The 16,127-nt window shown below is 67.6% G+C and carries 8 protein-coding genes; 7 read left to right on the top strand and 1 reads right to left on the bottom strand.

Features of this window, described 5'->3' with window-relative positions:
• The first annotated feature begins 1 nt into the window (after window position 1).
• On the top strand, window positions 2–2,065 hold the full coding sequence (locus tag ACUJB0_RS03605; protein WP_444844033.1) for a beta-galactosidase: 2,064 nt from the start codon (window positions 2–4) through the stop codon (window positions 2,063–2,065).
• A gap of 53 nt (window positions 2,066–2,118) precedes the next feature.
• On the opposite strand, the gene ACUJB0_RS03600 is transcribed toward ACUJB0_RS03605, so the two are convergent.
• Window positions 2,119–4,383, bottom strand: a complete 2,265-nt coding sequence (locus ACUJB0_RS03600; protein WP_444844032.1) for a beta propeller repeat protein — start codon at window positions 4,381–4,383, stop codon at window positions 2,119–2,121.
• Between the two features lie 293 nt (window positions 4,384–4,676).
• On the opposite strand from ACUJB0_RS03600, the gene ACUJB0_RS03595 reads away from it, so the two are divergent.
• From ACUJB0_RS03595 to ACUJB0_RS03570, 6 genes are all read left to right on the top strand, one after another.
• Window positions 4,677–6,989 (top strand): discoidin domain-containing protein, encoded by a 2,313-nt coding sequence (locus tag ACUJB0_RS03595; RefSeq protein WP_444844031.1) that lies wholly within the window; start codon window positions 4,677–4,679, stop codon window positions 6,987–6,989.
• The gene (locus ACUJB0_RS03590; protein WP_444844030.1) at window positions 6,986–9,346 is read left to right on the top strand and encodes a serine protease family protein; all 2,361 of its coding nucleotides are present in this window, start codon (window positions 6,986–6,988) and stop codon (window positions 9,344–9,346) included. The genes ACUJB0_RS03595 and ACUJB0_RS03590 overlap by 4 nt, the downstream gene beginning before the upstream one ends.
• A 116-nt stretch (window positions 9,347–9,462) precedes the next feature.
• Entirely contained in the window at window positions 9,463–10,629 is a 1,167-nt protein-coding gene (locus tag ACUJB0_RS03585) for a glycoside hydrolase family 5 protein (protein ID WP_444844029.1), read from the top strand.
• On the top strand, window positions 10,626–12,269 hold the full coding sequence (locus ACUJB0_RS03580) for a GH35 family beta-galactosidase (RefSeq protein ID WP_444844028.1): 1,644 nt from the start codon (window positions 10,626–10,628) through the stop codon (window positions 12,267–12,269). Before ACUJB0_RS03585 ends, ACUJB0_RS03580 begins: the two co-directional genes overlap by 4 nt.
• A gap of 164 nt (window positions 12,270–12,433) precedes the next feature.
• Window positions 12,434–14,308, top strand: coding sequence for a methyl-accepting chemotaxis protein (locus tag ACUJB0_RS03575; protein WP_444844027.1), 1,875 nt, complete (start codon window positions 12,434–12,436; stop codon window positions 14,306–14,308).
• 215 nt (window positions 14,309–14,523) lie between these two features.
• Window positions 14,524–16,023, top strand: coding sequence for a tryptophan halogenase family protein (locus ACUJB0_RS03570; protein ID WP_444844026.1), 1,500 nt, complete (start codon window positions 14,524–14,526; stop codon window positions 16,021–16,023).
• The last annotated feature ends 104 nt before the right edge of the window (window positions 16,024–16,127 follow it).

Genomic DNA, 16,127 nt, shown 5'->3' with positions numbered 1-16,127 from the left:
CATGACGCATCGCCTGCTGAAGATCGCCGCCGCCTGTACGCTGGCACTGGCCACGCTCGGCCCCGGCCTTGCCGCGGCCCAGGGCGCACCGGGCCACCCGGACTGGCCGGGCGCCGGCCAGCTGTTCGTCGGCACCTGCTACCAGCCGGTCGACCGCAGCCGCGAACAGATCACGCAAGACATCGCGCTGATGAAGCAGTCCGGCTTCAAGGTGGTGCGCATGGGCGACCTGTCGTGGGACTATTTCGAACCTTCCGAGGGCAAGTTCGAATTCGCCACCTTCGACTGGATCATGGACCAGATGCACGCAGCCGGCATCCGCGTCATCGTCGACATCGCGGGCCTGCCGGCGCCGCTTTGGCTGCACCACAAATACCCGGGCGTCAACCTGGTCACGCAGCAGGGCAACCGCCTGGACGCGGCCGAGCGCTACATGGACAACATCAGCGACCCGGACTACAAGCGCCTGGTGGCGCGTTTCGCCGACAAGCTCACCAAGCGCTACGCCAGGCATCCGGCGCTGCTGGCCATCGGCTTCGACAACGAGATCGGCAACGGCTACATGTCGTACTCCGAGGCCGACCGCAAGCGCTTCATCGGCTGGCTGAAGAACAAGTACGGCAGTCTCGACGCGCTCAACCGGGCCTGGGCCACGCAGCGCTGGTCGCGCCACATCGGCGACTGGGACGAGGTGCGCCTGCCGTACGCGGACGGCCCCGGCGCCTACGAGCGCCTGATCGACCTGCGCCGCTACTGGTCCGACGTCACCGTCGGCGCGCTCAAGGACCTGGACGCGATCCGCCAGAAGAACACGCCGGACAAGCCGGCCATCTCCAACCTGTGGGACAGCGCCGGCCGCAAGGGCTTCGACTACCTGTCGACCTACCGCCAGTACGCCAACTATGGCGCCATGGGCTTCTACCCCGGCTCGCCGGTCGGCTCCGGCTTCGAGGCGCTGATGATGAAGGGCGCGATGTCGACGCCGATCTGGTTCAACGAATTCACCGCAGGCGGTCCGGGCTACTACGGCACCAAGGGACGCTCGCGCATGTGGGCGCACTTCGGCCTGCTGCTGGGCGCGCAGTCGGTGCTGGCGTGGACGTACAACAGCCACCTGGGCGGCGAGGAGCAGGCGCTGTTCGGCCTGCTGGACCACGACGACCGGCCATCGTGGAAGCTGGGCGAGTTCGCCACCATCGCGGCCGATTTCGACAAGCTGCAAAAGCTCGGCTTCCCGCGCATGACGCAGCCGAAAGTGGCGTTCGCCTATTCGTTCGACAACATGCAGGCCACCAACCCGCCCCCGGCGGACAACAACACCGTGCGGCCCTACATCACCACGCCGTACCTGACGCAGGCGCACAATGCCTTCGAGCCGCTGTTCAAGGACAACATCGACGTCGCCGTTATCAACATCGCGCACGAGGACCTGAGCCGCTACAGCCTGCTGGTGGTGCCGGGCCTGTACCTGATGGACCAGGCCAGCGCCGACGCCATCCGCAAGTTCGTGGGCGACGGCGGCACGGTGATCATGACCGCGCTGTCGGACAAGGTCAACGAGCATAATCAGTGGTTCAACACGCCGCTGCCGGGGCGTCTGACCGACGTGTTCGGGTTGCGCACCAACGAGTTCTACAACGGCGGCACGCTGCTGACCAAGATCGGCGACGAGGAAGTCAAGGGCAGCATCGGCCACTACGAGGTGCTGGAACCGTCCACCGCGCAGGTGCTGGCGCGCTTCAGCAACGTCGACGGCACGCCGCCGTCGATCACCGTCAACAACTACGGCAAGGGCAGGGCGATCTACGTCGCCACGGCGGCCCAGCCGCAGATCATGCGGCCGCTGTACCGCCAGCTGTACGCCAGCCTGGGCATCGCGCCGGGGCCGAAGACGCCGGACGGCGTCTACGCCCGCACGGTCGAGGGCCGCACGCTGTACGTCAACACCACCGGCGAGGCCAAGGACGTGGCCATCGACGGCGCCATGACGGGTGTATTGGGAGGCAAACAGTGGACCGGCACCCTGCGGCTGGAACCGCTGGGCGTGGAACTGCTGGCCAAGTAAGCCCGGCGGCAAGCACCGCGCCGCAATGGCGCGGCGCTTGCGCCGGATGGCCGTTAGTTGGCCGAAGTGCCGTACAGGATGCCGCGGCCGTTGGTGCCGATGTACACGGTGCCGAAGGTCTTCGGATCGCCGGTGATCACGTGGTTGGTGCCGTACCACTGGTGCTGGTCGTCATTGATGCGCACCCACGTGTTGCCGCCGTCGGTGGAGCGGTGGATGCCCCAGACGCCGTTGGCCGTGCCTTCCACATACATGGCCGGATAGCTGGCGCCCGGCGCCGCCTTGCCGAAGCCCAGCGCGCCCGCCTGCGTCACGCCAGGCGCCTTGACCCACGCGCCCCAGCCCGAGGTGGTGGTGTGGTACAGGCCGGTGTAGGTGACCAGCCACACATCGCCACCCTGGCCGGCCGGCGCCACCAGCTGGTCGCCCCATGCGATCAGGCCGGCGTTGGTGGCGGCCCAGGTCGCACCCTTGTCGCTGCTGGCGTAGAACGTGCCGACGTTGCGGTCGTAGGCGTAGAACAGGTTGGCGTTGTAGCCGTCGGCGACGATCTTCACGTTGTTCGGCAGCGCGCCGTTGAGCGAGTTCCACGAATAGGCGTTGTTGTTGGAGTAGGCCGGCGGCGCGTCCTTGGGCGCCCACAGGATGGACGAACCATCAGCGTTGACCGCGACACTGCCGCCACCGTCGACGGCGGTGCCGTTGCTGTTGAACGCGCTCCAGCTGTAGCCGCCGTTCCACGAGATGGCGCCGAAGTGCTTGACGGCGCTGTAGGCATCGTTCCCGACCCGCACCACGAAGGTGGAGTCGGTCTTCTTGTAGTCCATGCCGGTGACGTTGTTGCAGGTCGGGTTGGAGAACGGCTGGCTCGGCGCCGTGGTCACGCTGTTGTGGACGAAGCCGCACACGTCGCCGCCGCCGCTGATCAATGGCGTCGCGCCGTACTGGTTCGGCGGCGGCGAGATCAGCGCGTTGAGCACGGTCTCCTCGATGCCGTTCTCGCCATAGGCCCAGGCCGGATTGGCGGCGGTCAGGTTGTTGCTCTCCATGATGCCGCCGCCGGACGTGACGAAGGCGTGGTTGGTGTTGAACGGATCCAGCACCGAGGCGCTCCAGTTGCCCAGGTTGTGGATGGGGCCGTACACCGTGTTCCATGGCGCAGCGCTGCTGTCGAAGGTGGCGTTGGCCACCAGGTCGGTCCAGTGCGCGCCGCCGTCGTTGGACACGTAGGCAGTCTCGCCCTGCGAGTCGTAGCGGTCGATGGTGTTGACCATCAGCCGGCCCGGATGGCCGGGATCGACCGACAGCCCGGAGAAGCCCCAGCTGTACTCGCCGTTGGTGTTGTTGCTGCTCCACGGCGTGATGTACGCCCACTGGTTGTTGGCGATGTCGTACTTCCACACCTGGCCCTTGGTCAGGCCGTCGGGGCCGTAGTGTTCCCACACCTTGCCGTTGCCGTCCGTGCTGCTGGTCCAGGCCGCGAAGGTGATGTAGAGATTGCCGTCCGGCCCGATCTGGCCGCGCTGCGGTTGCACACCGCCCGGCCCGCCCCAGACCGGCGACCAGCTGTTGCCGCCGTCGGTGCTCTTGTACAGCTTGGAGCCGGTCTGCTCGGCGGTCTTGGTGTTGATGCCGGCGAACAGCACCGGCGTGGCCTGGCCGGCGCTGCCTGAGCCCTTGTGGAAGGCGATGAAGGAGATGCCGGCGCCGCTGCCATCGTTGGACAGGGCAGGGAAGCCGCTCACCCGGGACCAGTTGGCGCCGCCGTTACTGCTTTTCCACAGCCCGTTGCTGTTGCCGCTGCCCGCGTAGTTGCCGGTGCCGTAGAACAGTACCGAGCCCTGGTTGGGATCGACCATCAGGCGCTCGCCAACCTGCCTGCCGCGCTCGTTGCCGCCGGCTGTGAAGCCCAGCGGCACCTGCGTGAACGTGTTGCCCTGGTTGTTGGAGATCATCAGCGTGGCGTTGCCGCCGCTGTAGTAGATGCCGCCGACCACGTACAGCTTGTTCGGATCGCGCGGATCGACGGCGATCGAGTCGATGCCGCTCATATTGAATTGCGCCGACGAGATCCAGTCGTTGAGCGGGGTCCAGGTGCGGGTGCCTGCGTTGTAGCGGTAGGCGCCGCCGACGTCGGTGCGCGCGTAGAACAAGCCCTGCTGGCCGGGGTGGGCGATGATGCCGGGCACATAGCCGCTGCCGCCGATCTTGACGTTGTTCCAGCTGTAGGCCGGCCCGGCCGCCTGCGCCGGCAGGGCGACGATGTTGGCGGCGCACAGCGAGAGCAGTAATGCGTTGAGTAGCAATGGTCTTTTCATGGGTATGTCGCTTTCAAGGATTACAACGATGAAAGCCCGGCGTCTGGTGTACGGGGTGTCTCCTCTATTCTCCAGTTGGCCAAGCGGGAATTCAGTGTGATCAAACCGTGCGGGCGCCGCAATAATGAAAACCGCCAAATCGCTCAGCGAAATTGAGCGGCCCCGGCGTGGCTGGATATTAAGCAAATCACCAAGTGGCCGAATAATATTGCACAGCCGCCTCGGCCACGGTGCCGCGGGTGCGCGGTCGGTGCTAGCATCGCCGCCAACATCAAAAAGAGGACTTCATACTCATGCGATATTTCCAGCACCTGTGCCTGGGCGCGCTCGCGTCCGTCTGCCTGGCGGCGTTCGCGGCCGAACCGGTTCCCTACGCGACGGAGCACGTGATCGCCGCCGGCGACAGCGCCGCCGTGATCGCCGAGAAGGCGGCCAAGGTGCTGCCGCGCGCCAACCAGAGCGCCTGGATGCGGATGGAGCGCACCTTCTTCCTGCACTTCGGCGTCAACACCTTCAACGAAGTGGAGTGGGGTAGCGGCCACGAGACGCCGTCGCTGTTCAACCCCAGCGCGCTGGACGCGCGCCAGTGGCTGGGCGCGGTCAAGCAGTTCGACGGCAAGATGATCGTGCTGGTGGCCAAGCACCACGATGGCTTTGCCATGTGGCCCAGCCGCTACACCGCGCACTCGTCGGCCGCCAGCCCGTGGCGCGGCGGCAAGGGCGACCTGGTGCGCGAGGTGGCCGACGCCGCCCGCGCGGCCGACGTCAAGCTGGGCATCTACCTGTCGCCGGCCGACCTGTACCAGCTCAAGACCAACCCGTCCAACCCGGCCGGCTACTACGGCAACGGCAGCCTGGCCGTGATGTCGGCCATCCCCACCGACCCGGCCAGCTTCCAGAGCGATCCGTCCAGGGGCCGCGCGCCCACGCCGGGCTTCCAGTCCTACCGCTACCGGGTCAACGACTACAACCGCTACTTCCTCAACCAGCTGTACGAGCTGCTGACCCAATACGGCCCGGTGCACGAGGTGTGGTTCGACGGCGCCAACCCCGACCCCAGCGTGGCGGAGACCTACGACTACGAGGCGTGGTATGACCTGATCCGCAAGCTGCAGCCGCAGGCCGTCATCATGGGCAAGGGCCCGGACGTGCGCTGGGTCGGCACCGAGAGCGGCTATGGCCGCACCACCGAATGGAGCGTGATTCCGCTGCCCACCGCGCCCGCGCAATTCCGCTGGCCCGACATGCAGGGCGGCGACCTCGGCGGGCGAGCCCAGCTCAAGCCGGGTTCGCACCTGTGGTGGTATCCGGCCGAGACCAACGTCACCATGCTGGCCAACGGCCAGTGGTTCTGGGCCCGCGACAAGCGTCCGCGTCCGGTCACGCAGCTGGTGGACATCTTTTACTCGTCGATCGGCCGCAACGGCAACCTGATCCTGAACCTGTCGCCCGACCGGCGCGGCCTGCTGCCGGACGACCAGGTCGCCGCGCTGGGCCAGGTGGGCGAGATCGTGCGCGCCACCTTCGCCACCAACCTGGCGGCCGGCGCTGCGGCCTCGGCCGACCACGCCGCGTCGCGCCACGCGGCCGGCGCCGCGCTGGACGGCAAGCTCGACACCTGGTGGGAGGCCGCCCCCGGCCGCACCGGCGGCACGCTGACGCTGGCGCTGCGCAAGCCGGCGCGCTTTGACGTGGTGTCGCTGCAGGAGGCGGTGGACCAGCGCGGCCAGCGCATCGAGTCGTTCGCCATCGAAACCTGGGATGGCGCGGCCTGGATCGCGGCCCAGGCCATCGCGTCGGACGAGCAGACCACGGTCGGCCACCGCCGGCTGGTGCGGCTGACATCGCCCGTGACCACCGACCGCGTGCGGGTGCGGATCACCGGCGCGCGGCTGGCGCCGACCTTGGCGGAGGTGGGCTTGTACCTGCAATCGACCGAGCTGCTGCCGCCGGTCATCGCCGACCGCGACGCCGACGGCAAGGTGGCCATCAGCCATCCGGGCGGCGGCACCATCGTCTACACCACCGACGGCTCGGCCCCGGTGGCCGGCTCGCCGGTGTACAGCGCGCCGTTGGCGCTGGCGGCCAGCGGCGCGGTGCGGGCCGCGCGGCTGCTGCCGGATGGCCGCCTGGGCGTGGTCGGGCGGCGCGACTTCATCGGCCTGTCGCCGCGCGGCTGGAAGGTGGTGGCGGTCGACAACGAGGACGCCGGCCACCCGGCCACGTACGCCATCGACGGCGATCCGGCCACGTACTGGGACACCCGCTGGGGCGCCGACGCGAAGCTGCCGCATACGATCACGGTCGACATGGGCCAGTCGCACCGTATCGCCGGCCTGGTCTACCTGCCGCGCCAGGACGGGCAGCTCGGCGGCACCGTCGAGAACTACCGCTTCGACACCAGCGAGGATGGCGTGCATTGGACCGCCGCCATCGAGCGCGGCGCCTTCGCCAACATCCGCAACAACCCGGACAGCCAGCAGGCGCGCTTCGCGCCGGTCAGCGCGCGCTACTTCCGCTTCACCGCGCTGGACGAGGTGTGGCGGGGCGGCGCGACCAACGCGGCGGAATTGTCGGTGATCCCGGCCGCTGCGGACGCGCCGTGAAGGCGGAGGCTTTGCTGTTGGCGCTGGCGCTCGGACCGGCCGCCGCTTACGCCGGGGCGCCTGCGCGCGCCACCATCACCGTCCGCGACGGCAAGTCGCTGGAGGCGGCGCTGCAGCGCGCGCGCGGCGACCGACGCATCCGCCACATCGAACTGGCGGCCGGCACCTACGAGCTGGCCGCGCCGCTGCTGATCGACGAACGCCTGTCCGGCAGCGCCGGCGCGCCGTTCGAGCTCTCCGCCGCGCCGCACGCGCAGGTGGTGCTGAGCGGCGCGACCCATCTGCCGGCGCTGCGCTGGGAACCCTGGCGCGACGGCATCTGGCGCGCCCGCTATGCCGGCCCGGCGTTCCAGCGCCTGTGGCTGGGCAAGCAAGCGCTGGTGCGGGCCCGCTATCCGAACGCCGATCCCACGCAGGCTGGCTTCGGCGGCGCGGCCGACGCCACCAGCGCCGAACGCGTGGCACGCTGGCACGATCCCGCCGGCGCGGTGCTGCACGCGCTGCATGGCAACAGCTGGGGCGGCCTGCAGGTGCCGATACTGGGCAAGAACGCCGACGGCAGCCTGGCCTACGGCGCCCAGGTCGGCAACAACCGCATCATGCCGCCGAGCGAGCGCGACCGCTACGTCGAGAACGTGTTCGAGGAGCTGGACGCGCCGGGCGAATGGTACGACGATCGCCGCGAAGGCTGGCTGTACTTCAAGCCGCTCGACGGTGAACGCCCGCCGGCGCTGGGCTTCCGCGCCGGCGCGCACGAAGCGTTGATCCGCATTGAAGGCCGCCACGCGCAGGTGGACCACGTACGCATCCGCAACCTGGGCTTCCAGGACACCGAACCGACCTTCCTGAAAGCGGTGGAACCGCTGCTGCGCTCGGACTGGAGTTTCTACCGCGTGGGCGCGGTGACCATCGAGAACGCCAGCGACGTGCGCGTCGAGGATGGCGACTTCACCGCGCTGGGCGGCCACGCCATCGTCGTCAGCGGGCGCGCGCGGCAGGTGCGCCTGAGCGGCAACCACATCCACGCGATCGGCGGCACGGCGCTGGCCTTTGTCGGGCGTCCGGAGGCGGTGCGCTCGCCGCTGTACGAATACCACCAGCACCTCGACCAGGCCGCGCTGGACCCGGCGCCCGGCCCGCGCTCGGACGCCTACCCGCGCGACTCGGCCGCCGTGGACAACCTGATCCACGACATCGGCCAGATCGACCGCCAGGCCGCCGGCGTGCAGATCGCCATGGCGGCGCGCATCACGGTGGACCACAATTCCATCTACCACGTGCCGCGCGCCGGCATCAACATCGGCGACGGCAACTGGGGCGGCCACGTCCTCAGCAACAACGACGTGTTCGACACGGTGCGCGAATCGGGCGACCACGGCGCCTTCAACAGCTGGGGCCGCGACCGCTACTGGGACCCGGACCGCAAGGAGATGGACCGCCGCGTGGCGTCCGATCCGCGCCTGCCGCTGCTGGACGCGGTCGAGCCCATCATCATGCGCCGCAACCGCTTCCGCTGCGACCACGGCTGGGATGTCGACCTCGACGACGGCTCCTCCAACTACGTGATCGAGCAGAACCTGCTGCTGGCGGGCGGCCTCAAGCTGCGCGAGGGCTTCGCCCGCGTCGTGCGCAACAACATCATGGTCAACGGCACCTTCCACCCGCACGTGTGGTTCGCCGGCAGCGGCGACGTGTTCGAGTCCAACGTTGTCATGGCGCCGTACCAGCCGATCGGGATAGCGCACTGGGGCCGCGGCGTCGACCGCAACCTGTTCGCCAACACCGGCGGCCTGGCCGAGGCGCAGGCGCGCGGCACCGACGCCGGCTCGGTGGCCGGCGATCCGCGCTTCGCCGCGCCGGCCGTGGGCGACTACACCGTCACCAACGCCGCGCTGGCGGCGCGTATCGGCTTCGTCAATTTTCCGATGGACGATTTCGGCGTGCGTCCCGCGCGGCTGAGGGCGCTGGCCGCCACACCGGCCTTTCCTTCGCCGAACGCCACGGCAACGGCGGCCGCGCCGCGGCAGGGCGCGCAGACGCTGGAAGGCTTGCTGCTCAAGCCGGTCGAGACGCTGGGCGAACAGTCGGCCGCCGGGCTGGGCTCGGCCAGCGGCCTGTGGGTGCTGGCGGTGCAAGCGGGCAGCCGTGGCGAAGTGGCCGGCCTGCGTCCGCGCGACGTCATCATCGGCGTCCGGCACGGCGGGCAGGGCGAGGTCACCCCGGCGCTGGAGTTCGCTTCATTGCAAGCGCTGCTTGGCGCAGGTGGCGAAACAGAGCTGCTGGTGGTGCGCGACCAGGCGCGGATTGCCGTTCGCTGGCAGCGGCCCGCCGCCGCGGCGGGAGGCGTGAGCCCGTGAGTCTTGCGCAGGTAAGTTTTGTCCAATTTCAGTCCCGGCTTTGATCCTTTTTGTAATTGCCGCATCAAGGCGGCGCTTGCAGAATGCGATCACTGAAACGATGGAGATGCAATTCGATGAAACAATATTCCTGCGCGATCGCGATGGCCACTTCGCTGCTGTTGGCCGCCGGCGTGACCGCGTGCAGCGGCGGCGCCGCCACGTCGGACCCGGCCGCCGCGCCAACGGTGATCGTGGCGCCCGCTCCGGCGCCGGCCGCGAACGGCATGCGCGCCCTGACCAGCACGGAACTGGCGAAGCTGATGTCACCCGGCATCAACCTGGGCAACACGCTCGAGGCGCTGCCCAATGAAACCGCGTGGGGCAATCCGGTGCCGACGCAGGCGCTGATGAACGCCTACAAGGCGGCCGGCTTCAACACCGTGCGCCTGCCGATATCGTGGACCCAGTACGCCGACGCCGACAACAACATCAGCGCGGCGTGGCTGGCCCATATCCGCCAAGTGGTGGACTACGCGCACAGCGCCGGCCTGTACACGGTCATCAACATCCACTGGGACGGCGGCTGGATGAATCACACCACCTACGACCGGCAGGCCGCGATCAACGACAAGCTGACGCGCTTCTGGACGCAGATCGCCAACAATTTCAAGAACGACGACGACACCCTGCTGTTCGCCGGCACCAACGAGGTCGGCCAGGACAACACCTACGGTGCGCCGACCGCCGAATACGCGGCCGTGCAGAACAGCTTCAACCAGACCTTCGTGAACGCGGTGCGCGCCACCGGCGGCAACAACGCGCTGCGGCACCTGGTGGTGCAGGGCTACTTCACCAACATCGACAGCACGGCCGCCACCAACACCATGCCCAAGGATACCGTCGCCAACCGCCTGTTCATGGAAGTGCACTACTACGACCCCTTCCATTTCACGCTCGACGACAAGAGCAAGATCTGGCAGTGGGGCGCGCAGGCGACCGATCCCGCCGCCGTCGAGGCCTGGGCCAATGAGCCATGGGTGGACGCCGAGTTCCAGAAGATGAAGACCGCGTTCGGCGACAAGGGCGTGCCGGTGTTGCTGGGCGAGTACGGCGCCGGCATGAAGGCCGCGTATCCCGGCATGGACGTGTACCGCAAGGCCTGGGACCAGTACATCACGCAGTCGGCCTTCCGCCACGGGCTGGTGCCGGTCTACTGGGACACCGGCGGCCTGATCGACCGCAAGACCGGCGCCCAGCTGGACCCCGATGTGATCGCAGCTATTGTAAAGGCAAGCAAATGATGACGAAACCACTACTCGCCCTGTGCGCGCTTGCCGTGTCCTTCGCCTGTGCGCAAGCCGGCGAGCTGCCACGCCTGGTGCAAAAGGATGGCCGCCATGCGCTCATCGTCGACGGCCAGCCCTTCATCATGCTGGGCGTGCAGGCGCACAACTCCAGCAATTATCCGGCGGCGCTGGGCAAGGTCTGGGCGGCCGTCAAGGACGCGCACGCCAACACGCTGGAAATCCCGGTGGCGTGGGAGCAGATCGAGCCGGTCGAGGGCAAGTTCGACTTCAGCTACGTCGACACGCTGGTGGCCGAGGCGCGCCAGAACCAGGTGCGGCTGGTGCTGCTGTGGTTCGGCACCTGGAAGAACACCGGGCCGGCCTACACGCCCGAGTGGGTCAAGTTCGACAACCAGCGCTTCCCGCGCATGATAGACAAGGACGGCAAGAACAGCTACTGCCTGTCGCCGCTGGGCGCGCAGACGGTCAAGGCCGACAGCAAGGCCTTCGCCGCGCTGATGGGCCACCTGAAGCAGATCGACGCGGCCGAGCGTACCGTGATCATGGTGCAGGTTGAAAACGAGGCCGGCACCTACGGCACCGTGCGCGACTTCAGCCCGCAGGCCGAGGCCGCGTTCCGCCAGCCGGTGCCGGCGGCGGTGTTGGCGCGCAAGAAGCCGCCTGTGCCCGGCGCGGCCAGCGGCAGCTGGTCCGAGGTGTACGGCCCGTATGCCGACGAGTATTTCCACGCCTATGCGATCGCCAGCCATATCGAGCAGGTGGCCAAGGCGGGGCGCGCGGTGTACGACTTGCCAATGTACGTCAACAACGCGCTGCGCGACCCGGTCGAGCCGATGGCGCCGTGGAAGGGCAACTTCGCCAGCGGCGGCCCGGGCTATGACGTGATCGACATCTACAAGGCCGCCGCGCCGCATATCGACGTGGTGGCGCCGGACATCTACCTGCCCGAGTCGAACAAGGTGGCGGCCACCCTGGAGCAGTTCAAGCGCCGCGACAACGCGCTGTTCGTGCCGGAGATGGGCAACGCGCAGCACTATGCGCGCTACGTCTACCAGATCCTGGGACGCGGCGCGATCGGCGTGTCGCCGTTTGGCGTCGACTATGCGGACTACAGCAACTATCCGCTGGGCTCCAAGCTGAAGGACAAGACCATGGCCGAACCGTTCGGCAGGATCTACGAAGCCTTCCGCCCGATGGCGCGGCAGTGGGCGCGCTGGGCGCTGGAAGGGCGCACCGACGGCCTGGCCGAGACCGAGGCGCGCACGCCGCAGAGCCTGAAGTTCAAGGGCTGGAACATCAAGGCCTCGTTCCGCGAGTGGCAACTGGGCGGCCAGCCCGATCCGGCGCACATCACGGACGCGCCGCCGGGCACGGAGTCGCCGTCGGGTGGCGTGGCGGTGGCGCAGATCGGCGACAACGAGTTCATCCTGTTTGGCCAGCATGTCCGCATCCATCTTGAAGGCACCGGCGCCAACGCCGGCAAGCCCTACATGTACGCCCGCGTCGAGGAGGGGCATTTCGACGCCCAGGGCCAGTGGGTCATGGAGCGCAACTGGAACGGCGACCAGACCGACCACGGCCTCAACTTCACCGGCCAGCCGGTGACGCTGAAGGTCCGGATGGGGAGCTATTGATCCTTGGAAATTTAGCTTGAAAATCATTAAGTATCGATTTACAACAGGCTAACGAAATTCCCTGCGCCAAATCAATTTGGCTCATACAATCAAGTACTATTTGAACAAAAATCGCCTTCCCCCGGCGTGGAGACGCCGTCGTTCATACTGATCAAGGAGTGCTTATGATTCAGGTAAAGACATCACGGCAATTGCAGCTTGAGCGGGACGTGTTCGAGGCCGCCACCGATAAAAACCTCACCCGCGTGCTGGTCGCGGCGGCGGGCGGCGACTTCTCCCAGCGGGTGGACAGCGACGCCTTGCCGCCCGGCCTGGCCAAGGCGGGCGTCGCCGTCAATCGCCTGCTGGACAACCTGCAGGCGGTGCGCGCCGAGATGGCCCGGATGAGCGCCGAGCACGAGCGGGGCGACATCGATGTGGCGATCGACGCGCACCGCTTCGAGGGCGAATTCCGCACCATGGCGCAAGGCATCAACGCGATGGTCGAGTCGCACATCGCCACCAAAAAGACCGCCATGGACGTGTTCAGGGAGTTCGGGCGCGGCAATTTCGACGCCACGATGGCCAAGCTGCCCGGCAAGAAGGTCTTCATCAACGACACCATCGAGCAGGTGCGCGGCAACCTCAAGGGCCTGATCGCCGAGATGAACCGGATGTCGTCCGAGCACGACAAGGGCGACATCGACGTGATGATCGACACCCAGAAATTCGAGGGCGATTTCCGCCACATGGCGCAGGGCATCAACACCATGGTGGCGGGACACATCGCGGTCAAGAAGAAAGCCATGGCCTGCGTGAAGGCCTTTGGCGAGGGCGACTTCAGCGCGCCGCTGGAGACTTTCCCTGGCAAGAAGGCGTTCATCAACCAGACCATCGAGCAGGTGCGCGCCAACCTGCTGGCCCTGATCGAGGACACCGGCACGCTGGCCCGGGCGGCACAGGCCGGCGAGCTCGACACGCGCGCCGACGCCACCCGGCATGCCGGCGACTTCCGGCGCATCGTGCAGGGCGTGAACGGCGCGCTCGACGCCATCGTCACCCCGCTGCGCGAGGTCCAGCAGGTGCTGGCGGGCATGGAGACGGGCGACCTGTCCAAGACCATCCGTGGCGAATACCAGGGCGCGTTCGCCGAGCTCAAGGGCGCCGTCAACAGCATGGCCGCCAAGCTGGCCGAGGTGGTGCACGAGGTGTCCAGCGGCGCCGCCGCGCTGGCCAATGCGTCGGAGGAGGTCAGCTCCACCGCGCAGATGCTGGCGCAGGCGGCCAGCGAGCAAGCCGCCGGCGTCGAGCAGACCAGCGCGTCGATCGAGCAGATCACCGCCTCGATCTCGCAAAACACCGACAACGCCAAGGTCACCGACGGCATCGCCACCAAGGCCGCGGTGGAGGCGGCGCAGGGCGGCATGGCGGTCAAGGAGACCGTGTCGGCGATGAACCAGATCGCCAAGAAGATCAGCATCATCGACGACATCGCCTACCAGACCAACCTGCTGGCCCTGAACGCGGCGATCGAAGCGGCGCGCGCCGGCGAGCACGGCAAGGGCTTCGCGGTGGTGGCGGCCGAGGTGCGCAAGCTGGCCGAGCGCAGCCAGGTGGCGGCGCAGGAGATCGGCGAGGTGGCGATCAACAGCGTGAAGCTGGCGGAGAAGGCCGGCCTGCTGCTCGACGAGATGGTGCCGAACATCAAGCGGACCTCGGACCTGGTGCAGGAAATCACGGCGGCCTCGGAGGAGCAGGCCACCGGCGTGGACCAGATCAATTCGGCGGTCGGGCAGTTGAGCCAGTCCACGCAGCAGAACGCCTCGAGTTCGGAGGAGCTGGCCGCCACTGCCGAGGAGATGAGCAGCCAGGCCGAGCAGCTGACGCAGACCATGTCGTTCTTCAAGCTGGCGACGACGAAACGGGCGGGCGCACCGGTGTTCGCGCCGGCGCCGCCGGCCTGGGAGGCCGTCGCCAAGCCCGAAGTGCGCAGGCTGCTCGCCAAGGGGGCGGCCAAGACGAATGGCGCACCGAGCGAGCAGCGCTTCACCCGCTTCTAGTCCCTCCACGGCGGACGGCGGCCGCACGGCCGCCGGTCCGGCCGCGTCCCCTTGTCCTCGTTTCCTTCCCTTCAAGCCTGAGTTTCCGGACCGCCGGTTGCGATAAATGATGTCCGCCGTTGGCGGTTTTCATAATTTGTGCGGCGCGCTTTTATGCATAAGATGTTGGCATGGACCACAGACGTCCGGAATTATCATAACTATAAGGGGACGAAATGGCTGACAAGGCTATTCGAAAAATCGTCATCGTCGGCGGCGGCACCGCGGGCTGGATGACCGCCGCGCCGCTGGCGCTCAAGCTGGGCAGGGCCTGCGAGATCGTGCTGGTGGAGTCGCCGGAAATCGGCACCGTCGGCGTGGGGGAGGCGACGCTGCCGACCATCCGCTACTACAACCAGGCGCTGGGCCTGAGCCCGTCCGATTTCGTGGCCAAGACCCAGGCCACCTTCAAGCTGGGCATCGAATTCAAGGACTGGGGCCACCTCGGCAACCGCTTCTTCCACGGCTTCGGCGATTTCGGCCCGGACATCGAATACCGCAGCTCCTACCAGTACTGGCAGCGGCTGGCGCGCGAGATCCACGACATGCCGCCGTACGAGGACTGGTCGGTGGCGGCGGTCATGGCGCGCAACCACCGCTTCACGCCGCCCACCGGCGACCAGCCGTCCGCCAGCAACGCCTATTCCTACGCCTACCATTTCGACGCCGGCCTGTACGCGGCCTACCTGCGCGACTACGCCATGGCGCGCGGCGTGGCGCGGATCGAGGGCTACATCAACGAGGTCGAGCAGCATCCGCAAACCGGCAACATCGCCGCCGTCAAGCTGCGCGACGGCCGCCGCATCGAGGGCGACCTGTTCGTCGATTGCTCGGGCTTCCGCGGCCTGCTGATCGAGGGCGTCTACCAGGCCGGCTATGACGACTGGAGCGCCATGCTGCCCTGTAACAGCGCGCAGGCCGTGCCGTGCGCCAGCGTCGAGCGCTACACCCCGTACACCGTGTCGACCGCCAGGAGCGCCGGCTGGACCTGGCGCATCCCGCTGCAGCACCGCACCGGCAACGGCCACGTCTACTGCGACGGCTTCACCACCGACGCCGAAGCCGCGCGCGTGCTGCTCGACGGCCTGGACGGCCGCGCGCTGGACGATCCGCGCCAGCTGCGCTTCACCACCGGCCGCCGCCGCAAGACCTGGATCAGGAACTGCGTCGCCATCGGCCTGTCGGGCGGCTTCCTGGAACCGCTGGAATCGACCAGCATCAACATGATCGAAAACGCGGTCGGCTGGTTGCTGGAATGCTTCCCCGACCGCGACTTCCGGCCCGAGCTGGCCGACGAGTTCAACCGCCGGGTCGCCCGCGGCTATGAGAACGTGCGCGACTTCATCGTCCTGCACTACAAGCTGACCAACCGTACCGATTCCGAGTTCTGGCGCTACTGCGCCAACATGGCGATCCCGGACACGCTCAGGCACCAGATCGAGCTGTTCCGCGAAACCGGGCGCGTGGTGGTCTACGACAAGGAAGGATTCTCGGCCTCGTCGTATATCTCCATCCTGGCCGGGCTCGGCGTCGCGCCCAAGGCGGACGATCCGCTCATCCATCTCATGGACCTGCGCAAATTGCACGCGCATTACTACCAGCTGCGCCAGGTCATCGCGCAGACCGTCAACGCCATGCCGGACCATACGCACTATGTGCGGCAACTGGTGAGCTAGCCGCCCGCACCCGGACCGCTGGCCAATTCAAATTAGTACCGGTACCGCGCCAGACGTGGCGCGACCTTTGTTCGTCGTTACATCACTATCCTGGAGTATAAAAA

Origin of the sequence: Duganella caerulea (assembly GCF_040362985.1) — a bacterium.
In the GTDB taxonomy this organism is placed as follows: domain Bacteria; phylum Pseudomonadota; class Gammaproteobacteria; order Burkholderiales; family Burkholderiaceae_D; genus Rugamonas; species Rugamonas vulcania.
The sequence above is the reverse complement of the archived record's forward strand: the minus strand, read 5'-3'. Positions and strand labels throughout refer to the sequence as shown.